Here is a 21,190-nt window from a genome sequence, read left to right as displayed (position 1 = left end):
TAGTGGCGTTCCCATGAAAGGAGAAGGCATGAAGAAAAACTCAACTCCCTACATCATGCTGGCGCCCGGCACGATCCTTATGCTGGTATTGGTTTTCTATCCTATCCTCCGGACCTTTTTATACAGTCTTCAGAAGATGAAGCTGACTGAGCCGGCGAATACAAAGTTTATAGGATTACATAATTACATAACCATCCTGCAGGACCCTGATTTTTGGTATGCTCTGAGTAATTCTGTCGTTATTCTGGTCAGTGTAGTGCTTTTTACTGCCATTGTGGGCATGTTGATCGCCCTGCTGCTCAATGTGGATACCAAGGTCAAAGGGATCCTGATGGCCATCGCGATCATCCCCTGGTCACTGCCTCCTATTGTCAACGGCGTCATGTGGCGCTGGATCTTTCATCCCAGTTACGGCCTGATGAACCGGATTTTATTAAACTTAAGTATCATAAGCGAACCGGTACAGTGGCTTTCAGAGCGATGGTCTGTCATTTTTATTACGGCGGTGGTCGTTGCCTGGAGGTGTATCCCATTCTGTTCCATAGTGATCCTCTCTGCCATGCAGTCCATACCTACGCAGGTATATGAATCCGCCTGCATCGACGGAAGCAGCAGCTTTCAGACATTTAAGCGGATTACCCTGCCGCTCTTAATGCCGTCTTTAGGGATCGTGCTGACCAATACCTCTATCACGGCAATCAATGTATTTGACGAGATCGTCTCACTGTCAGGCTACGGAGATGTAAGCAAAACATTGATGCTGCAGGCATATTTAAAGACATTCAGTTTTCTGGATTATGGCATGGGCAGCGCAATGACTTATATCATTATGATATTTGCAGGAGTCCTCGGACTTATTTATATCAGGAACGTTTACAGGGAGGTGGACTACATATGAGAAGAAAAAATACAATCCTTTTCCGGACATGGTATACTCTCGCCATTCTTGCATTCGTACTGTTTGCCTTAGGTCCGATTCTGTGGTCCTTTATCATGAGTATCACACCCCAAACCGAATTGGCTGGGAAGACTACCAGGCTCCTCCCAGTCAATCCAACACTGGATAACTACCGGAAGCTTTTATCGAATGCAGACCAGCAGGGCGAATTATTCAGAAACGGGATGCTGAATTCCCTGAAAGCTGCGATAGTCTCATTGCTGCTGGGGATACCGATGTCAATCCTGTGCGCATATCCAATGTCCCGGCTGAGATTTAAAGGTTCCGCTGCCTTTCGCAACGTCCTGCTGTTTACCATGGCCATACCGGTATTCGCCACAATTATTCCGCTGTACCGCATGTATGCCAATATGAACCTGCTGGACAATCTGGTGGCACTCATTATGGTTTATATCACCTCATTCCTTCCGCTGTCCGTTTGGCTGCTGATCAGCTATTTTGATACCCTGCCGAAGGAGCTTGAGGAGGCCGCGTATGTGGACGGGTGCACAAAATTCAGGACCATGCTGTCAATCATAATGCCGGTCTCTTACCCTATTATTTTTGCAGACACCCTGATCGTATTTTTAACCACATGGAATCAGTTTCAGATCCCATTGATCCTTGCGCCTTCCAAAGCGACCAAGCCCATAGCTGTTGTTGTGTCCGAGTTCGTCACAAAAAGCAGCGTGGATTACGGGCTGATGAATGCCGGCGGCATTCTTGCGATCATCCCTCCGGCCATCATAGCCATTGTGTTCCGCAAATTCCTCATGAAGGGAATTGTCGGCGGCGCGACGAAAGGATAGGTGTCATGATATGTTAAACTCTGTTAAAAAAGAATGCATTGCCGGTGTGGATATCGGCGGAACCAGTATAAAAGTGCTGATCTGCGACACACAGGCCCACCGGATCGTACTGGAAAAATCCCCCACACTTCCCGCTTATATCGGGACGGATGGGAAAACCACAGACACCGGTCCTCAGCGGCGTTTTGATGCGAATAAGCTCTGGGCCATCACTGCCGAAACCATCCGTCATGCCGTATCCGCTTTGCCAAAGGACTGTGTACTCCGTGGTATCTCTGTAAGCTGCTGCGGCTGTACGGTCATCCTGTTGGACGAACAGGACCAACAGATTGACCTTCATATAGAGGCCGGGGTACGGGAGCAGGAGATCCTCCATTACGCAGGTTTGTACCATGATGAGGAATTCTCTGCCCGGACAGGATATCCTCTTGATAAAGAAAACTCCAGCTTCCACCTGAGCGCTTATTGCCGGCAGACCATTCACAACCAGATCGCCCATGTTGTCAATGTTGATGACTATATTGCTTACCGGCTCTGTGGAGAACTGTCCAGGAACTACAGCACAGCCGTATCCTGTGGAATGTGGGATTGGAAAACCAACCGCTGGCTGCCGGAATTTCTGTCACGAACCGGCCTTACCGCCCAGATTATGGGGATACCCACAGACAGCGGTATTCCCATAGGCAAGGTAAGCGCCAAAGCCAGTAAGGAGACCGGTCTTCCGCAAGATGTTCTGGTGTCCACAGGGGGGCACGATTACGAATGCGCGGCATTTGCCTGTCATTCCTTTGTAGAGGGAAATCTTTTCAACATCACAGGTACCATTGATATGCTGGCTTCTTTCGATGAAGAAAAGCTTCCGGCCAATATCCAGGGATGCCGCCATATATCCGACCGTCATGTGATCCCCGGACAGCGGAGCTGCATGATGGAGACTCCGGGAGCCGTGCAGACTGAATGGCTGAAAAATCAGATTGCCGCCAATGACACTCTGGGACTTACTCTATCATGGGAGGATTTCTTTCAACAGATTGCTCCGCTCTATGCTGACAAGCTTCCCCGGACCGAACTGTTTATTCCTAAAGTGTTCGGGACTTATATTCCCCGTGTGGACCAGCACAGCTTCGGCATGTACTGCGGTCTTAACAAGCATACCACCGCGGCAGCTCTTTTACTGGCCACGATTGAGGGAATGTGTTTTCAGCTGCGGAAAATGATCTGCTACATGGAAGACGGCCATCCACCCTGTAAAGATATGATCCTGGCAGGCGGCGGAAGTAAAGACCCTACATGGCTGCAGGTCAAAGCGGATATTCTCGGCATGCGCCTATGCATTCCCGACGTGGAGGAGGCTTCCGCCCTGGGCGCTGCCCTGTTAGCCGGCGTAGGCTGCGGATTGTACCACAGTCATCAGGAGGCCGGCAGAGTTACCCACAATGCAGAAGTCCGTGTGATTCAGCCCGAACCCGCCCGGACTGACTACTTTAAAGAACTTTATCATGAGATATATCTCCCATTGGAACAATGTATGGATACATTTGATAAAAAAATAATGAAAATAAAGGAAAGCAGAGGTAACAGGTATGAATGTAATTAAATTTGGCGTAATTGGCGGAGGAAGTATCTTCTCTCCTGAGCTGGTAGATCTGATAGCAAAAGAGACCGGGAATTTTGGAGAGGTCCATATCCGTTTTATGGATATAGATAAAAAAAGGCAGGCAGTGGTGGGCGATCTTTGCGAACGAATCGTATTCAAAACAAATGCCCCTGTTTTCATATCTTATGTAGACAGCTATGAGGAAGTCATCGATGGCTGCGATTACCTTCTGATCCAGTTTCGGGTGGGAGGCGAGGATGCCCGGATCGATGATGAACTTCTGGGAAAAAAATACCACATCCCTTTTGTAGAGACAGTATCCGTCTGCGGCATTGCAACATTCCTTCGCACTTACTACGAAATAGAAAAAATAGCTGCAATTATCCTGGAAAAAGCGCCTCATGCCTGGGTGTTGAATTTCGCCAATCCGGCAGAGCTGGTGGCCCAGTCCCTGTCTGCCTGCGGTGTCACAAAAGTAATCGGGGTGTGCAATGCCTCCACCCGCCTGATGGGATTTTTAAAAGAAAAAATCGGATTTTCAGAGGACGATTCCTGCTTTATGAGCTGGCGCGGACTCAACCACTTGACTGTAGTAGATTCCTTCCAGTTAAATGGCAAAGAAATTTTGCCTGAAATTCTCGACTCTCTGGAAGACTACGAGTCCGACCGTACACCATTCCCCGCGCTTCTGGGCAGGGAACTTGGCTACCTTCCCAACCAGTACTTCCAATACTATTTTCTGGAACGCGAGCTGGTAACAAAGGAACAGGCGGCTATACAGGTACGCTCACAGCTTGTCAAAGAAATCAATGCAGAACTTCTGGAACAGTATGAATGTGTAAACTACGTACCGGAAGCCCTTACCAAACGTGGGGGGTATGGCTATTCCAAGACCGTAGTTGATGTGATCCGTTCCCTGCAGACCGGAGATAACCGGACCCATTATATTGTCACAAAAAACCTGGGCGCAATTCCCGATCTGCCCTACGAAAGTTTTGTGGAAGTACCCTGCGTTGTCAATAAAAATCTGGTCCGTCCCATTGCCTGCGGGAAGCTGCCTGCCACCGCCGCCCCTATTATCTCTACAATGAAGGCTTTTGAGAACACACTCATTGATGCCGCTGTTCATCGGAGCAGACGTGAACTCTTAATGAGCATGATGATTCATCCTCTGATCGGTGATTTCAGCCTTGCAAAACCGTTGATGGATGATATTTTGGGACATAACGCTGCCTATCTTCCGGCTGAATTCACGGAAAAGTAACTCTACGGCGCTCCCCCTGAGACAGCCCGTCTAATATGTCATATCACAAAAGAAAAAAATCCCCGAAGCAAAAACCGCTTCGGGGATTGTCGTAATCTTTGATATTCTGTTTGCAGAATAATTATCTCTTGCTGAACTGCGGAGCACGACGCGCTGCTTTGAGACCGTATTTCTTTCTCTCTTTCATACGCGGGTCTCTGGTCAGGAAGCCTGCTTTCTTCAGGATCGGTCTGTAATCCGTATCAACCTGAAGCAGTGCTCTGGAGATGCCGTGACGGATAGCGCCTGCCTGGCCGGTGAAACCGCCGCCGCGAACGTTAACCTGTACGTCGAATTTATCGGTAGTCTCGGTAGCCACAAGCGGCTGACGAACTACTACCTTCAAGGTCTCAAGACCGAAGTACTCATCCATGTCTCTCTTGTTGATGGTAACTTTGCCGGTACCCGGTACCAGATATACTCTTGCGATAGATTTTTTTCTTCTGCCTGTTCCGTAAAATTTGTTTGCCATGATAACTTCCTCCTTTCAGTACCTTTAATTAAAATTTGATTTCCAGAACTTCTGGTTTCTGAGCTGCCTGCTCGTGATCCGGGCCTGCATACACATGAAGTTTGGTCATCATGCTTCTTCCTAAAGGTCCTTTCGGAAGCATACCCTTAACTGCCAGCTCCATAACGCGCTCCGGCTTCTTCGCCATCATCTCGCGCAGAGTGGTCTCTTTCATGCCGCCAACATAATCAGAATGGCTGTAGTAAATCTTCTGATCCATCTTCTTGCCGGAAACTTTTACTTTGTCTGCGTTTACTACGATCACATAATCGCCGCAGTCCATGTGCGGGGTGTAAATCGGTTTGTTCTTACCTCTCAAAACCTTTGCTACTTCTGAAGCCAAACGTCCTAATGTATATCCGGTAGCATCTACTACGTACCATTTTCTCTCAATTGTCGCTGGACTAGCCATAAAACTTTTCATTGGTTAACCTCCTGTTAAATTACTGCTTCTGATTCAACTTTTCGCTTAACAATTATAGTAAAATGCCTACTCCGGGGCTTTGGCCTAAGCATTTCCACCTAACGTCACAGTTATACATTATATCCCACCTGTCCACGTGTGTCAAGCAGATTTTCTTGATTTTTGGGGGGATGCGGGGAAAATTCATAATGGGAGTGCGTTCAGTTCAGCGCGGGGGAGGGTGTCGCGGTGGAAGGCGCGGACGGCAGAACGCATCTGGAGGTCACTCTGCCGTCCGCGCCTTCCCATAGTAACAAACTAGGCTGAACTGAACGTGGCCGACCTTCTGGTATCTCGCATCCGCACATAAATTCAAGAGCGGGAGGAAGTGGCGACTGCTGGGCCGCTATCCACCGCCAGGTACCACATGGGCATTCCGCCGGTCTTTCGCTCCGCCATGCAATGGATCTCCATGATCGCCATGTTCTCATCGTCATCCAGAAGCATCATGGCATCGCCCATGGTTTCAGGCTCCATGTCCTCGATCACATAATATCCGTAGCTATCTCCAGGCGTCAGGCGGTCCTTTTCCAGATCGATCAGAAAAACCTTTCGCGCGCCGTTCTGAAATGCATGGTGGATGTTTCGCCGGAGCAGTCTTTCCCACTCTTCGTCCTCGCAACGCTCGATCAGGAAATAGGCGATCCCGTCCGCCTTGATATGGGACTGGAGGATGTCATAATTCCAGTGGAGGTTCTCGCTGTACTGCCACTGTGGAAGCTCCGTCTCATACTCCATACTCACCAGGGTCAGTCCCTTTGCCAGCGCGGTCTGGCCGGCCTGCTGCCGGTCCCTCGCCTCAATGATCTCCTGCACATGCTCCGGCGGATAGACTCCCATCCCTGCTTTCATAAGGGTCCCTGCGATGATCCGGACCATATTGTAGAGGAAACCGTTTCCGCTGATGCGGATGGTGATCATGTCATCTTCTTTCGTGATATCCAGGCTGTAAACCGTCCTCACGGTCTCTTCCGCCTGGGTACGCACGGTGCAAAAGCTCTTGAAGTCGTGCTCGCCGATGATGTACTGGGCCGCCTGCCTCATCTTTTCTACGTCCAGGGGGACGTAGCAGAAATGGGAGTACAGACGCTCTAAGGGCATGGCGATCTTACGGTTTAAGATCTTGTATTCATAGGTCTTGGTGCAGTTGGCTTTTCTTGGATGCCAGTCTAAGGGGACTTCTTCTGAGGACTGGATGCGGATGTCGTCCGGCAGACGCTGGTTTAAGGCAAAGCAGATCTTGTCTGCGGGCATCCTGTTTTCCGTATCAAACACTGCAACATTTCCTCTGGCATGGACGCCGGAATCGGTGCGGCTTGCACCGATCACAGTGACAGGCTCCTTTAAAAGTTCTGACAGCGCACGGTTTAACACTTCCTCTATGGTCACGCCGTTGGGCTGGAGCTGCCAGCCGCAGTAGTTGGTGCCGTCATAGGCTACAACCAGCTTCACCCGTTTCATAGACTACCTCTCAGCAAAAAAACGATCACAAAATATACAAGATATACAACGTAAGCGATCTTATCCCTCCGCGCATAGTGGAGCGGCTTCATCTTGGTCCGCCCCTCTCCGCCGTGGTAACAGCGGGCTTCCATCGCCATGGCTAAGTCCGTAGCCCGGCGGAATGCGGAGATGAACAGCGGCACTAACAGCGGCACCATGGCCTTGGCCTTCTGGATCAGGTTCCCACTCTCGAAATCAGCGCCACGCGCCATCTGCGCCTTCATGATCTTGTCAGTCTCCTCAACCAGGATAGGGATAAAGCGCAGCGCAATGGACATCATCATGGATACTTCGTGCACCGGCACTCCGATCTTATTTAAAAACCCAAGGCTCTTTTCCAGACCGTCCGTCAGCTCGTTGGGGGTCGTGGTCAGCGTCATGATGGAGGAACCGATCACCAAAAATACCAGGCGCAGCCCCATAAATCCCGCTGTTTTCAGCCCTTCCAACGTCAGCTTCAAAAATCCGATCTGGAACAGGACCGTCCCCGGCGTCAGAAACAGATTGAAGCTGACGCTGATCAGCAGCAGGAACACAATGGCTTTCAAGCCACGCACAATGAACTTAAACGGCACCTTCGACAGCCGGATCGCTCCAGCCAGGAATACAACCGCCGCAATATATGCCGGAATGCTGTTTGCTATAAATAAAGAAATGATAAACACCAGCGTACCGAACAGCTTGGTCCGCGGGTCCATCCGGTGCAGCAGCGAATCCACCGGGTAATATTGTCCTAATGTAATATCTCGTATCATTTTTTGTTCTTCTTTCTATATGATATGCTGCCACAGGTCAATCCTTTAAAAGCTTCAGGATCGCATCCTTCGCCTCCGCAACGGTTGTGATATCATTGTCGATCGGAACCCCGTGCTCCTTTAAGTGATGCACAATGTAGGTAATCTGCGGAGCTGCCAGACCAATCTTCTCCAGTTCCCGGTAATGCTTGAATACTTCCCGCGGAGGAGCGTCGAAGATCTTTTCTCCCTGGTTCATCACCATGATCCGGTCTGCATACTGCGCAATATCCTCCATGCTGTGGGATACCAGGATGATCGTCATCTTCTTCTCCCGGTGCAGCGTCTCAATCTCATCCAGGATCTCATCCCTGCCCTTCGGGTCCAGTCCGGCGGTCGGCTCATCCAGGATCAGCACCTCCGGCTGCATCGCCAGCACCCCGGCAATCGCCACGCGGCGCTTCTGTCCTCCGGAAAGCTCAAAGGGCGACTGGTCCCAGAATTTCTCATCCAGCCCTACCTGCCTGAGGGCTTCCCTTGCCCTGGCCTCAATCTCATCCTTCGGCAGCTTCTGGTTCTTCGGTCCAAAACAAACGTCGGAAAACACATCTACCTCAAAAAGCTGATGCTCCGGGTACTGGAACACCAGTCCTACCTTGCTGCGCAGCGCCTTCATGTCGTAGCCATTCTGATAGATATTCTCTCCATTATAATAGATGGTTCCGCTGGTCGCCCGCAAAAGCCCGTTCAAATGCTGGATCAGGGTGGATTTACCGGAACCCGTGTGACCGATCAGCCCGATGAACTGTCCATCCTCGATCTCAAAGCTTAAATCCCGCAGCGCATACTGCTCAAAGGCCGTGCCTTCTCCATATATATAGTTCACATGTTCTGCCTTAATTGACATTACGCTTCTTCCTCCAGCCATACCTCATCCGGATACCGCTCCTTGAGCATGGGGAGCAGGTGCTCCATCAGCTCCTCCATGGTCAGTATCCCATCCGGCAGCTCCACACCATCCTGTTTCAGCTCGTAAGCCAGCTCCGTCACCTGCGGTACATCTAGGCGGTAGGACTTAAGCTCGCCAACTCTGGAAAATATCTCACGCGGCGTCCCGTCCATGACCAGCCGCCCGTCGTCCATGACGATGACCCGGTCCGCGTCGATGACCTCCTCCATATAATGGGTAATGAGAAGCACCGTGATGCCTTCCTTCCGGTTCAGCTCATGGAGCGTGGAGATCACCTCTTTCCGCCCGTTTGGGTCCAGCATGGCGGTCGGCTCGTCCAGGATGATACACTGGGGCTTCATTGCCATGACGCCGGCGATCGCTACCCGCTGCTTCTGTCCTCCCGAAAGCTTGTTGGGCGACTTCATGCGGAACGCAGCCATGCCGACTGCCTCCAGGCTCTCATCTACCCGCCTCCAGATCTCGTCCGTGGGAACACCTAAGTTCTCTGGCCCAAACCCGACATCCTCCTCCACAATATTCCCGATGATCTGGTTGTCCGGGTTCTGAAAAACCATCCCCGCCGTCTTTCTGATATCCCAGATATGGGCGTCATCGGCGGTGTCCATGCCGGATATCCACACCGTCCCGTCCGTCGGGAGCAGGATGCCGTTGATCTGCTTGGCAAAGGTGGACTTGCCGGAACCGTTGTGACCCAGGATCGCAACGAAATCGCCGGTCTTGATATCCAGCGTCAGTTCGTCAATGGCCCGGTTCACTTCCTCCACATGGTCTTCTTCATCCCTGCGGATATAATCATATATTAACTTGGAAGCCCTGATAATCCCCATATTGGATTCCCCTTCCTGAAAACTTCGTTGATACGTTTCTCAATTTTACGCGATAACTGGTGCGCCGTCAAGTATTCCTAGTATATTTGGCAGAATATGGACAAAATATTTTTCCTGCGTGTCCCGCATTTTGCAGCGGCGGCAGGCGGGGGATCGGACAGGATATTTTGTTATTGCGAAATTTTCTCTCGTGTGATACGATGACCTTGTATCCTGACACCAAAAACTGGGTTTGAGGTAAAAGGTTCGGCAGACAATCAAACTTTTTTAGAGGGATATATTGCAGACCGTACCGGATCACCAGTCCGATACGGTTTATTTATTATTCAAAGGAGGACTATGGATGGAACAGCCAGAAACCAGAATCGCCGTAATCGGCATTGTTGTGGAAAACCCGGAGGCAGTGGAATCGCTCAATGAGATCCTTCATGGCTACAGCGAGTACATCATTGGGCGTATGGGCATCCCCTACCGCCAGAAGAATTTAAGCATTATCAGCATCGCCATCGACGCGCCCCAGCCGGTCATCTCCGCGCTCTCAGGAAAGATCGGGAAGCTGAAGGGCATCAGCTCCAAGACCGCCTACTCAGGAGTGGGGACATGATGCTGGCCCTTGCCGCCGAACTGGCAGAGCGCCATGACCTGCCGGACCAGGGCCTGTTGGAACTGATCAACGGACGGGACGGTGAGACGGACCATTTTCTTCAGGAACAGGCTGCCATGCAGTGCCGGAACATGTACGGGAACCGGGTCTTTCTCCGGGGGCTGATCGAATTTACCAACTACTGCAAAAACGACTGCCTCTACTGTGGGATCCGCCGCAGCAACCAGAACGCACAGCGCTACCGTCTGGACACAGAGACGATCCTGGCCTGCTGCCGTCAGGGCTATGCTTTGGGCTACCGCACCTTCGTTCTGCAGGGTGGAGAAGACCCCTGGTACGATGACGCCCGCATGACTGCCATCGTATCCGCCATACGCCGGGAGTTCCCTGATTGCGCCATCACCCTGTCTCTGGGGGAGCGGAGCCACGAGAGCTATCAGAGGCTTTTTGACGCGGGCGCGGACCGCTACCTGCTCCGCCATGAGACTGCAGACCAGTCCCATTATGAGATGCTCCATCCGGCGGGCATGAGCTTTAAAAAACGGATGGACTGCCTGCACGACTTAAGGGATATCGGATATCAGACTGGCTGCGGCTTTATGGTTGGCTCGCCGGGACAGACCGCAGAGCATCTGGTGCGGGACCTGCGTTTCATCAAGGAATTCCGTCCCCATATGGTAGGGATCGGACCGTTTCTCTCCCACAAGGACACACCCTTTTTTAGAGAGCCGAACGGTTCCGTGGACCTGACCCTGTACCTTTTATCCATCATCCGCCTGCTGCTGCCCGGAGTCCTGCTCCCAGCCACCACGGCTCTGGGAACCGCCCGTTCGGACGGACGGGAAGCCGGTCTTTTGCACGGCGCCAATGTGATCATGCCCAATCTATCCCCAGTCGCTGTGCGGAAGAAATACGAGCTTTACGACAATAAGATCTGTACCGGTGAGGAGGCCGCCGAATGCCTGGGATGCTTAAGGCGCCGTGTGGAGAGCGTCGGATACCGCATCGAAGCAGACCGCGGCGACAGTCTGATTCACTGACGGGGAAGCAACGCTGACCCAAAAGAAAGGAGAAATCATGTATACTTACAATCCAGCTTCATTAAAAGCAGAAGAATTCATCAACCACGAGGAGATCCTTAACACCCTCGCCTATGCAGAGGAGAACAAAGACAATCTCCCGCTCATCGACAGTATCATCGAGAAAGCCCGTCTGTGCAAGGGTCTGACCCACCGGGAGGCCTCCGTGCTCCTCGCCTGTGAGAACCAGGAAAAGATCCGGGAGATCTATGACCTGGCTGAAGAACTGAAAAAGAAGTTTTACGGCAACCGTATTGTCATGTTCGCGCCCTTGTATCTGTCCAATTACTGTATCAACGGCTGTACCTACTGCCCTTATCACAGCAAAAACAAACACATTGCACGCAAGAAGCTGACTCAGCAGGAGGTTGCCGACGAGGTCATCGCACTGCAGGACATGGGCCACAAGCGGCTCGCCATCGAGGCCGGCGAGGACCCGGTCAACAATCCCATCGAATACATACTGGAATGCATCGATACCATCTATTCCATCAAACACAAAAACGGTGCGATCCGGAGGGTCAATGTAAATGTCGCAGCGACTACCGTGGAGAACTACCGGAAGTTAAAGGACGCCGGCATCGGAACCTATATTCTTTTCCAGGAGACCTACCACAAGGAAAGCTATGAAACCCTGCACCCGACGGGACCGAAACATGACTACTGCTATCACACGGAGGCCATGGACCGGGCTATGGAGGGCGGCATCGACGACGTGGGACTGGGCGTTCTGTTCGGGCTGGAGCTGTATAAATATGAATTTGCCGGACTTTTGATGCACGCAGAACATCTGGAGGCGGTGCATGGGGTTGGCCCTCACACCATCAGCGTGCCGCGCATCAAGCACGCAGATGATATTGACCCATCCGCCTTTGACAATGGCATAGACGACAAGATCTTTGCAAAGCTCTGCGCCCTGATCCGCCTGGCTGTGCCTTACACCGGCATGATCATCTCGACGCGGGAGAGCCAGAAGGTGCGGGAGGAAGTGATCCGCCTGGGCGTATCCCAGATCAGCGGCGGCTCCCGCACTTCCGTGGGCGGTTACCAGGAGGAAGAGCGTCCCACCGACACGGAGCAGTTTGACGTTTCCGACCAGCGTACCCTGGATGAAGTGGTGAAATGGCTGATGGAGCTGGGCTACATCCCCTCCTTCTGTACGGCCTGCTACCGGGAGGGACGGACCGGCGACCGTTTCATGAGCCTGTGCAAGAGCGGGCAGATCCAGAACTGCTGCCACCCCAACGCCCTGATGACTTTAAAGGAATACTTGATGGACTACGCTTCAGAAGAGACAAAAGCCATCGGCGAAAAGCTGATCTTAGCAGAGCTTGACAACATTCCCAAGGAAAAGGTGCGTGAGATCTGCAAAGACCACCTGGAAAAGATCGAACAGGGAATCCGGGATTTCCGTTTCTGATCCCGGTACCCACTGTTTTCAATGGATTCTACAGAGAGGTGACTGACTATGGGATTAAACAGCACGCCCTACGCCGAGCGTATCCACATCGGCTTTTTCGGCCGGCGCAACGCCGGCAAATCCAGCGTCGTCAATGCAGTGACCGGGCAGGAGATATCGGTGGTGTCTGATGTGAAGGGCACCACCACCGACCCGGTATATAAGTCTATGGAGCTGCTTCCCATGGGACCGGTGGTCGTCATCGACACCCCCGGTTTTGACGATGAAGGAGCGCTGGGAGAACTGCGCATCAAACGCACCCGGCAGATATTAAACAAATCGGACTGCGCTGTTCTGGTCATCGACCAGAGCGAGGGCAGGACCGCAGCGGACGAGGAATTGATCTCACTTTTTAAGGAGAAGCAGATTCCCTATATTGTAGTTTACAATAAATGTGATCTGGCTGTCGGATGCACATCTGCGGCAGGGATATCTGCGGCAGGCGTTCCTGCTGCAGATGGCGAGCCTTCCATCTGTGTCAGCGCCCTGAAAGGCTCCGGCATCCATGAACTGAAGGAACGGATCGCCTCCCTGGTACAGACAGACAGTCTCAACCGCCGTCTGGTGGGAGACCTTTTAAGTCCCGGTGACCTTGCGGTTCTGGTCATCCCCATCGATTCTTCCGCGCCGAAGGGGCGGCTGATCCTGCCGCAGCAGCAGATGATCCGGGATATCCTGGAGGCCGGGGCTGTTTCTGTGGTAACAAAAGATACAGAGCTCTCCGAAATCCTTGACAGGCTGGTCTTAAAAGGCATCCTGCCCGCCATGGTCATCACGGACAGCCAGGCTTTTGAAGCGGTCGGCAGGATCGTCCCTGCTGCGATCCCCCTGACCTCCTTCTCCATCCTGATGGCGCGCTACAAGGGCTTTTTAGAAACTGCTGTCCTTGGCGTCTCTTCCATCAGACGTCTGGAGGATGGGGACCGTGTGCTGATCTGTGAGGGCTGCACCCACCATCGCCAGTGTGGGGATATCGGCTCCGTAAAGATTCCCAACTGGATCAGGAACTACACGGGAAAAGAGCTGCTGTTTGATACCAGCTCCGGAAATGACTTTCCCGAGGACCTCTCGCCCTACCGCCTGGTGATCCACTGCGGCGGCTGTATGCTGAACGAGCGGGAGATCCATTACCGGCAGAAGTGTGCGGAAGATGCTGCCGTACCATTTACCAATTATGGCATCACCATTGCATTTTTAAAAGGAATCCTGGAGAGGAGCCTGGGACTGTTTCCCTGCCTGCTCAGGAAAATAGACGAGGAGAAAGAAGTATGAACAACTGGTTCACGATGGAACAAATTGACAAGGACACATTTATCATCAGCGAATACCGGCACTGGGAGGAGACCCACTGCTATCTCTTAAACGGTGCGGACAAAAGCCTGCTGATCGACACCGGGCTTGGGATCTGCAATATTTATGACGAAGTAGTAAAACTGACAGACAAGCCTGTCACAGCCGTCGCCACCCATATCCACTGGGACCACATCGGTGGACACCGGTATTTTCCTGATTTCTATGCACATGGAGAGGAATTGGACTGGTTAAACGGCGCCTTTCCTTTGACGCTGGAAACCATCAAAGACATGGTAGTTGACCGCTGCGACCTGCCGGAAGGCTATGACGTGGATACCTACGAGTTTTTCCAGGGGATGCCCTCGAAGCTTGTGCAGGACAACGATGTGATCGACCTGGGCGGACGCAGCATCCGCATCCTGCACACTCCGGGCCATTCGCCGGGGCACCTGTGTTTCTGGGAGGAGGACCGGGGGTATCTCTTTACCGGGGATCTGGTTTACAAAGATACCCTGTTCGCCTATTATCCTTCCACCGATCCAGAAAGCTACCTCCGTTCTCTTGAGAGGCTTGCCGCCCTGCCTGCCACAAAAATATTCCCCGCCCATCACTCCCTGGACATCCAGCCTGAGATCATTGTCAGGATGCGTGATGAATTCCGAAAGCTTGAGGCAGAAAGGAAGCTGCACCATGGCAGCGGGACCTTTGAGTATGGGGACTGGGCGGTGTGGTTGTAAAACATGACTACTTCTGAATTTCTTCATTGTACATGACAAAATATTCTGCGCGGGTGCATAGCTTTGGGAAGCAGCCGCGCGTCTGTCATAGTTATGTATTATTCTGTTTTCTCATCATAAAAGTAATCTGCAACTAAATGATGCACACTTTCTGGTATGTTTTTTCCTCTATCATTCACAATCAAATCCTTATATTTGGAATCACACGCATCCTTTGAAAAAATAAAATCAACAACCTCACCATCATTACTTTTGGCTACTGATGAGTCTCCCACTCTGAGTGACATAGGAAGAAATAAATCATTTATTTTCTTTCCCTTTCCATCTATATTCTCAGTAAGTCCAAGTGTAAATTCCAGATTGGTGACACTTATTTTATAAACAATCGATACTGTCTGCATATCTTTCAAAATGCATACCATATCATTGGTCAATTCTGGGAGACGCTTTAAACATGGGAGTTTTTTCTTTGCATTTGCATACGGATGTCTGTCTGAAAAGAAAAACTGCCTGGCAGTAAGTTTTCCTTTTTTAGAATTTTTGTAGAAGTCCTTAGCTGATAAACTTGTTTCCACCCCAGTAAGATGTAAAAAGTGATCTGTTGGAAATGAAACCTCAAAATATTCTTCTCCATATATATAAAGAAAATTTTTACCTGCCAAACGATCCCTATATATTTCTGCAGCATCTATAATATCTTGTCGTATTGCATTCTTTTTATCGATTTTTGTTGCCATTTGCACCTCTAACGTAAAGAGGAGTGTGTCTCCACACCCCTCAAAGATTTTTTCAAAAAGAGTTTTATGCTGGTTGTCAGCCTCGGCATCCAGTTAAGATACCCATAACGACGTGGAAATCATTAAGTCCCCCACGTGGACTACAACTTTATCCAAGCTGCCAGGCTCGATGCCCAGTTAAGGCATCTAACGAAATGGACATTTAACCTGCTCCATCTGCAGCACAACTTTTTACGATGCTCTCACATCGAGGCATTACTGCTCTACTTATATTATATCCGATTACACTAAAAAATCAACTTATTTTTTCATCCATTGAGGCTTGCCCGCTGTCATCCAGCCAGTATCCGTCCACCACCACATTGTGAGCCATGATACCATCTTCATTGAGATAATAGTATTTCCCCGGCTGATCCATCACCCAGCCTGTCTGCATCCTGCCGCTCTGATCTGCATAATACCAGTTTCCGTCCCACACAAACCAGCCTGTGGCCATCTGGCCCGTCTCTCCCAGATAATAGCGGTCTCCATCCACGGTCTGCCAGCCGTCCAGCCGGTATCCGTCTGCATCCAGCAGATACCAGCTTCCCCGGATCAGATGCCAGCCGCCCGGCAGGAAATTCCCGTCGCCGTCCTCATACTTACTGCCCTCCAGATAATTGCGCCATTTCCCTTCCGTGATGCCCTGGACCTGTTTCTCACGAAAATCCACATCCGGGGAAGCCACCCACTCACCGGCAGACACATACGCCTGCTCGCTCACCTTCGGGGTCGCCCGCACCACGAAAAAGTAAGAGTGCAGATCGTTCATATAATTGGTGAAATCGCAGCTCAGCTCCGACGTCCGCTTTGTCATCACACACTCTGCTTCCAGCATATCCTCATCATTAAAATCAATGTACTTCCAGTTCTCTTCGTTCCGGCTCACAGAATCCGCAATATAGAGCTTCACCTGATACTCGTGCGCTTTGCTGACAGACGACCATTTTCCCATCGTGTCCGTCTCCCACCACACATGCTGCGGCGCGCCTAAATACACCTGCTCCACCGCTTTATCCGACGCGTAGGCGGAGAATACCATGACCTCCGCAACTCCGGCGGCTGTAGTGAAAAATACGGCTGCCGACAATGCGGCTGCTGTTAGGCATACCCCCATCAGCCTGCCGCCGCTCATCAAATCCTGAAACCATTTCCCTGTATTCATCCGTCACCTCTCCCCAAAAAACCGTGGCTTTTATCATTTGTATTATACAGGGAAATTATGAAGAAACTGTGTTTTTGTTTTTAAAAATGATGTAGCCAGCCACTATTCCCGCTGCGGCTGCTCCCGCCAGGTTAAATACCAGGTGCGGCATCGCCATGAGCACGGCTGCCGCGGACAGAACTGCCCGCTCCGCCAGAGTCAGCTTTCGCTTAAACCATCCAATGACCGCAACAGATATCACGACAACCGAAAGCGTGGTAAATACCGCCACAACGACTGTATCCAGTACCGGCGTATCAATGATCAGCAGCGCCGGCCTGTAGACATAGATAAACGGGATAATAAATCCGGGCAGGCCCAGCATAAATGCAAGCCAGCCGGTCTTTGCCGAGCTGCTGCCCGCGATCCCTGACGCTGCATAGGCGGACATGGCTACCGGCGGCGTGATAAAGGACATGATCGCAAAATAGAACACAAACAGATGGGCTGCGATCAGAGGAATCCCCGCCTCCACCAATGCCGGCGCGCCGATACTGGCTGCGATAATGTACGCAGCGGTAGACGGCAGTTCCATCCCCATAACAATGCATGCCAGCATGATCATGAGCAGCATAAAGAACAGGTTTCCGCCGGATACACGGAACACGATGCTGGTGAATTTCACTCCGATCCCCGTCATGCTCACGATACCGATCACGATCCCCGCGCAGGCACAGGCGATGGACACCGGTATGGTGGTCTTTGCCGCACTGACCAGGGCATTGTAAAGCTCTCTTAAGGGAAACCGCTTCTCCCGGAGCAGGCATTTCCCTATTCCGATCACCAGCAGGGAGAGGATCGCAAAGATAGCTGAATAGTTTGCCGACAGACCGAAGCCCATCAGCGCAGCGATCAGGACAACGATCGGGATCGCATAGTACCATCCGCCCTGCAGGACACGTTTCACCTGCGGAAGCCGGGATGGATCCTCCGCCGTCATATTCCCTTTATCTGCCTCCAAATATACCGATACCCCCAGGCTTATGTAATAGAGGATACCGGGAATGATCGCCGCAATGATGATCTGAGAATAGGGAATCCCTGTCATATCCGCCATCACAAACGCGGCTGCCCCCATGACCGGAGGAAGCAGCTGGCCCCCGGTGGACGCCACGGCTTCCACCGCTCCCGCAAACTCCGGTTTATAGCCGACTTTTTTCATCAGCGGGATCGTAAACGTGCCCGTGGTGACCACATTGGCCACCGCACTGCCGTTGATCGACCCCATCAGAGCGCTGGAAACGACGGACGCCTCCGCCGGTCCCCCCTTCATCCTCCCGGTGAGAGCATAGGCGATATCAATAAAGAACTGTCCCGCACCGAACTTGTCAAGCAGTTCTCCGAACACAATGTAAAGCGCCACAAAAGAAACACACGCGCCAATGCAGGAGCCGAACACGGATTCCGTCGTCCATGCCACATAGCTTATGATGTAGGGGATCCGGTAGCCCTTATGCGCAATCAGGTCCGGCATATACGGGCCAAGCAGGGCATAGGCTATGAAGATCACTGACAGGACCGTGAGCGCCCATCCGACCGTCCTGCACGCAATAAACAGGATTGCCGCGACCATGATACAGCCCATCACAATATCCGTCTTGTCCGCACCGGAGATCCCCCGCTTTGCCAGAGCCGCCAACGTGGTATTCTTTACAAAATAAATCCCCACCACAATGATTACTACAGTAAAGATAAGGTGCGCTGCGGCGCTCCATCGTTTGTCTTTCTCTATATACTGCACCGTCTGGGACAGAAAATAGAGAAAGAGCATCAAAAACACATGGAGCACCCTCTGCTGCGCCACGCTGATGGACGAATCCCATGCCACATAAATGTGAAACAGAGATACCACCAGACAACTTAACGAAAGTAACAATACCAAACATTTTTGTATCTTTTTACCCGCCGGATCCATGCTCTCTCCTCCTATCGCCTGCAAAGGGTACCCCGATTTCTGCTATTTTTTCAGCTTATCCGGGATCTCCATCCCTTTTTCTTCGAAATAACGGACCGCTCCCGGATGGAGCGGGATATCGATCTCCTCCAGAGCCGTTTCAAGAACCGCCTGAGTGGAAACGGATTTTGCGCTCTCACTCCACTCCGCACGGTTTTCCCAGACCGCTTTCACGATCTCATATACCTCGTCATCCGTCAGACCGGAATTGGTGGAGGTGCACATGATGATCCGGGATTTGGGGATTATCACATCCTCTTCTATCCCTGTATAGGTATTTCCAGGTACTGTGTATTTTGTATAGGCAGGATATGCCTCATAAAATGCATCATTGTCGATCGGAAGAAGCTTTGCGTCAGCAGATGTAGTCAGCTCTGTAAGGCTCGCTGAACCAATCGGGTTGGTGGCTATCATTGCATCGATCTTGCCGTCCTTCAGTGCAGTAACACCGTCAGATTCCCCCATGAACTGGGCGTCCACGCTGTCATAATCCAGGCCGTACACAGCAAGCAGCGCACGGGCCGCCATTTCTCCGCCGCTTCCCGCTGCCCCCATGCTGACCGTCTTGCCCTCCAGGTCCGCTATGCTCTCAATCCCGCTTCCCTCCAGTGTGAATACCTGAAGGTAATTGTAAATGGTGGAAAATAATGCCCGGATGTCCTCATAGGCCTCTCCCTCATAGTCCCGCTGCCCATAATAGGCAAAGGAAGCCACCTCAGTCTGGGATATGCCCAGTTCCATTGCACCCTGATGCATATTCCTTAAGTTCTCGATGGATGCAGCGGTGGATTCACCCGTAGCCGCGATCCCATCTACGTGATCCGTGATAGTCTGGGCCATGGCAACCCCCATGGGATACAGCGCTCCTGCGGTTCCTGCCGTCCCGATCGTGATCCGCTTTATGGAGCCGGATTTCTCTGCCCCTGCAGATCCAGTCCCCGAAGCTTCTCCACCGGAGCTGCCTGCCTGTGCCCCTGACTGCGCCGCCGTATCCTGCGCCGCTGGTTTCTGTCCGCTGCTGCCTCCGCACGCCGTCATACTGATGCACATGGTTGTAACCAAAATACCTGCTATAATTCTTTTTATCATAATGAAACTCCCTTCTGACTATTTTTCCACCAGCCGTCTGATATCTGCTCCAATTCCGGTCATCTCCTCATAAAATCTTGGGAATGACACTCCCACATGTTCTGCCGAATCAATCAGAGTCTCTCCGTCAGCCATCAGCGCCGCGCAGGTTGACGCCATGACGATCCGGTGGTCGTGATGCCCGCTCAACGTCGCTCCATGTAATTTACTGTGATGGATCACCAGACTGTCCTCATATTCCTCAAACCTGCCTCCCATCTTGGTCAGTTCCTCCACAATGGTTTTACACCGGTCCGTTTCTTTCATGCGGCATGCCTGGATATTTTTAAGAACGGTCCTGCCCTGTGCATAACATCCCAGGACCGCCAGCGCAGGAATGGCGTCCGGCGTATTTTTGCAGTCAATCTCGATCCCGTGCAGCTCATGTCCGCCTTCCACGATCACACCGTCCGCCCCGTCATTTAACACTTCCACATGCCCGCCCATCTGATTGATAATGTCCACGTACATCTTTTCCCCCTGGAAATCATGGATATCCATATCCAGGAGCCGTATCCTTGAGCCTTCTGTGATGGCTGCCGCCACCATCGGATAGGACGCCCCGCACCAGTCTGACGGCGCTTTTTTCGTGAACGGATGGTAAACCTGTCCGCCAGGTATCACGAAATCCTCGTAATCATGATTGATGATCTCCACACCAGCAGCCTTCATCCAGTCCATGGTCAGCGCCGCATAAGGACGCTCGCCAAGATTGTGGAACTTTATGACTGTGTCGCCTTTCAGGAGCGGACAGCACACCATCAGCCCGATTGACCACTGCACATTCTCTCCCGGCATAAGGACCGTATGACCGCCTTCCATCGGGCCTTCCACCATAAGCGGCGCCAGCTCATTGCCACGGCTCGAAACCACACTGCCGCCAAGCTCCCTGATCGCTTTTAAAAGGGGGGCTATGGGCCGGTAGCAGATCTGATAATCCCCGGTCACTACAGATTTCCCCGGGATCATCGCCGCCAGGGTTGTGAGGAAATAATATCCAGTCCCGGAATTTCCCACATCCAGGACACAGGACGGCACCTTCAGATTCTCAAGCCCCACTCCTTCTACGATCCACTCCTTCTCATTGTCCGTATCGATCTTTGCGCCAAGCGCCCGGCAGCAGTCCGCGATCGAATAGCTGTCAATTCCGGGCATGGGATTCTGGATACGTGAGACCCCCTCCGCCAGCGTACCGATGATCAGTCCCCTGGCTGTGCCGGACTTGGACCCTGGAATCCTGACATCTCCCAAAAGACTACCGCCCGGTGAAATTTTGTAATACATACAACCCCTCCAGTC

The 21,190-nt window shown here is 51.8% G+C and carries 20 protein-coding genes; 9 read left to right on the top strand and 11 right to left on the bottom strand.

Annotated features, from left to right (window positions below; genetic code table 11):
• The first annotated feature begins 28 nt into the window (after positions 1 to 28).
• The 4 genes from AB1I67_RS09060 to AB1I67_RS09045 are packed head-to-tail and all read left to right on the top strand — an operon-like array spanning position 29 to position 4,607.
• Complete coding sequence (locus AB1I67_RS09060) at positions 29 to 898, top strand: sugar ABC transporter permease (RefSeq protein WP_367029555.1); 870 nt, start codon at positions 29 to 31, stop codon at positions 896 to 898.
• Positions 895 to 1,746, top strand: a complete 852-nt coding sequence (locus AB1I67_RS09055) for a carbohydrate ABC transporter permease (RefSeq protein ID WP_367029554.1) — start codon at positions 895 to 897, stop codon at positions 1,744 to 1,746. Before AB1I67_RS09060 ends, AB1I67_RS09055 begins: the two co-directional genes overlap by 4 nt.
• A gap of 10 nt (positions 1,747 to 1,756) precedes the next feature.
• Positions 1,757 to 3,343, top strand: a complete 1,587-nt coding sequence (locus tag AB1I67_RS09050; RefSeq protein WP_367029553.1) for an FGGY-family carbohydrate kinase — start codon at positions 1,757 to 1,759, stop codon at positions 3,341 to 3,343.
• Positions 3,330 to 4,607, top strand: coding sequence for a 6-phospho-beta-glucosidase (locus AB1I67_RS09045; protein WP_367029552.1), 1,278 nt, complete (start codon positions 3,330 to 3,332; stop codon positions 4,605 to 4,607). Before AB1I67_RS09050 ends, AB1I67_RS09045 begins: the two co-directional genes overlap by 14 nt.
• Before the next feature lie 121 nt (positions 4,608 to 4,728).
• Here AB1I67_RS09045 and rpsI read toward each other — a convergent pair whose 3' ends face one another.
• From rpsI to AB1I67_RS09015, 6 genes are all read right to left on the bottom strand, one after another.
• Positions 4,729 to 5,118, bottom strand: a complete 390-nt coding sequence (gene rpsI / locus AB1I67_RS09040) for a 30S ribosomal protein S9 (protein ID WP_367029551.1) — start codon at positions 5,116 to 5,118, stop codon at positions 4,729 to 4,731.
• Positions 5,119 to 5,146: 28 nt separating this feature from the next.
• Positions 5,147 to 5,581: a 50S ribosomal protein L13 gene (rplM, locus tag AB1I67_RS09035; RefSeq protein ID WP_367029550.1), complete on the bottom strand. Its 435-nt coding sequence runs from the start codon at positions 5,579 to 5,581 to the stop codon at positions 5,147 to 5,149.
• 351 nt (positions 5,582 to 5,932) lie between these two features.
• The gene (truA, locus tag AB1I67_RS09030; RefSeq protein ID WP_367029549.1) at positions 5,933 to 7,081 is read right to left on the bottom strand and encodes a tRNA pseudouridine(38-40) synthase TruA; all 1,149 of its coding nucleotides are present in this window, start codon (positions 7,079 to 7,081) and stop codon (positions 5,933 to 5,935) included.
• The gene (locus AB1I67_RS09025; protein ID WP_367029548.1) at positions 7,078 to 7,878 is read right to left on the bottom strand and encodes an energy-coupling factor transporter transmembrane component T; all 801 of its coding nucleotides are present in this window, start codon (positions 7,876 to 7,878) and stop codon (positions 7,078 to 7,080) included. The genes truA and AB1I67_RS09025 overlap by 4 nt, the downstream gene beginning before the upstream one ends.
• Before the next feature lie 37 nt (positions 7,879 to 7,915).
• The gene (locus AB1I67_RS09020) at positions 7,916 to 8,764 is read right to left on the bottom strand and encodes an energy-coupling factor transporter ATPase (protein WP_367029547.1); all 849 of its coding nucleotides are present in this window, start codon (positions 8,762 to 8,764) and stop codon (positions 7,916 to 7,918) included.
• Complete coding sequence (locus AB1I67_RS09015; protein WP_367029546.1) at positions 8,764 to 9,657, bottom strand: energy-coupling factor transporter ATPase; 894 nt, start codon at positions 9,655 to 9,657, stop codon at positions 8,764 to 8,766. Before AB1I67_RS09015 ends, AB1I67_RS09020 begins: the two co-directional genes overlap by 1 nt.
• A 343-nt stretch (positions 9,658 to 10,000) precedes the next feature.
• Here AB1I67_RS09015 and AB1I67_RS09010 point away from each other — a divergent pair, with 343 nt between their 5' ends.
• Genes AB1I67_RS09010 through AB1I67_RS08990 form a run of 5 tightly spaced genes read left to right on the top strand, consistent with a single transcriptional unit; the run spans position 10,001 to position 14,829 of the window.
• Entirely contained in the window at positions 10,001 to 10,261 is a 261-nt protein-coding gene (locus tag AB1I67_RS09010; protein ID WP_367029545.1) for a TM1266 family iron-only hydrogenase system putative regulator, read from the top strand.
• On the top strand, positions 10,261 to 11,301 hold the full coding sequence (hydE, locus tag AB1I67_RS09005; RefSeq protein ID WP_367032592.1) for a [FeFe] hydrogenase H-cluster radical SAM maturase HydE: 1,041 nt from the start codon (positions 10,261 to 10,263) through the stop codon (positions 11,299 to 11,301). The genes AB1I67_RS09010 and hydE overlap by 1 nt, the downstream gene beginning before the upstream one ends.
• A 37-nt stretch (positions 11,302 to 11,338) precedes the next feature.
• The gene (hydG, locus tag AB1I67_RS09000; RefSeq protein WP_367029544.1) at positions 11,339 to 12,760 is read left to right on the top strand and encodes a [FeFe] hydrogenase H-cluster radical SAM maturase HydG; all 1,422 of its coding nucleotides are present in this window, start codon (positions 11,339 to 11,341) and stop codon (positions 12,758 to 12,760) included.
• 48 nt (positions 12,761 to 12,808) lie between these two features.
• Positions 12,809 to 14,071 (top strand): [FeFe] hydrogenase H-cluster maturation GTPase HydF, encoded by a 1,263-nt coding sequence (hydF, locus tag AB1I67_RS08995; RefSeq protein ID WP_367029543.1) that lies wholly within the window; start codon positions 12,809 to 12,811, stop codon positions 14,069 to 14,071.
• Positions 14,068 to 14,829 (top strand): MBL fold metallo-hydrolase, encoded by a 762-nt coding sequence (locus AB1I67_RS08990; protein WP_367029542.1) that lies wholly within the window; start codon positions 14,068 to 14,070, stop codon positions 14,827 to 14,829. The genes hydF and AB1I67_RS08990 overlap by 4 nt, the downstream gene beginning before the upstream one ends.
• 98 nt (positions 14,830 to 14,927) lie before the next feature.
• Here AB1I67_RS08990 and AB1I67_RS08985 read toward each other — a convergent pair whose 3' ends face one another.
• The 5 genes from AB1I67_RS08985 to aroA form a co-directional block, all read right to left on the bottom strand.
• Complete coding sequence (locus AB1I67_RS08985; protein ID WP_367029541.1) at positions 14,928 to 15,566, bottom strand: PBECR4 domain-containing protein; 639 nt, start codon at positions 15,564 to 15,566, stop codon at positions 14,928 to 14,930.
• Between the two features lie 295 nt (positions 15,567 to 15,861).
• Entirely contained in the window at positions 15,862 to 16,770 is a 909-nt protein-coding gene (locus AB1I67_RS08980) for a hypothetical protein (RefSeq protein WP_367029540.1), read from the bottom strand.
• Between the two features lie 55 nt (positions 16,771 to 16,825).
• Complete coding sequence (locus AB1I67_RS08975) at positions 16,826 to 18,724, bottom strand: TRAP transporter permease (RefSeq protein WP_367029539.1); 1,899 nt, start codon at positions 18,722 to 18,724, stop codon at positions 16,826 to 16,828.
• Positions 18,725 to 18,766: 42 nt separating this feature from the next.
• Positions 18,767 to 19,852, bottom strand: a complete 1,086-nt coding sequence (locus tag AB1I67_RS08970) for a TAXI family TRAP transporter solute-binding subunit (RefSeq protein ID WP_367029538.1) — start codon at positions 19,850 to 19,852, stop codon at positions 18,767 to 18,769.
• 18 nt (positions 19,853 to 19,870) lie between these two features.
• Positions 19,871 to 21,175, bottom strand: coding sequence for a 3-phosphoshikimate 1-carboxyvinyltransferase (gene aroA, locus AB1I67_RS08965; RefSeq protein WP_367029537.1), 1,305 nt, complete (start codon positions 21,173 to 21,175; stop codon positions 19,871 to 19,873).
• Positions 21,176 to 21,190: the final 15 nt, after the last annotated feature.

Origin of the sequence: Clostridium sp. AN503, from assembly GCF_040719375.1 — a bacterium.
Lineage (GTDB): Bacteria > Bacillota > Clostridia > Lachnospirales > Lachnospiraceae > Brotaphodocola.
This window is presented reverse-complemented; position numbering and strand designations above follow the sequence as displayed.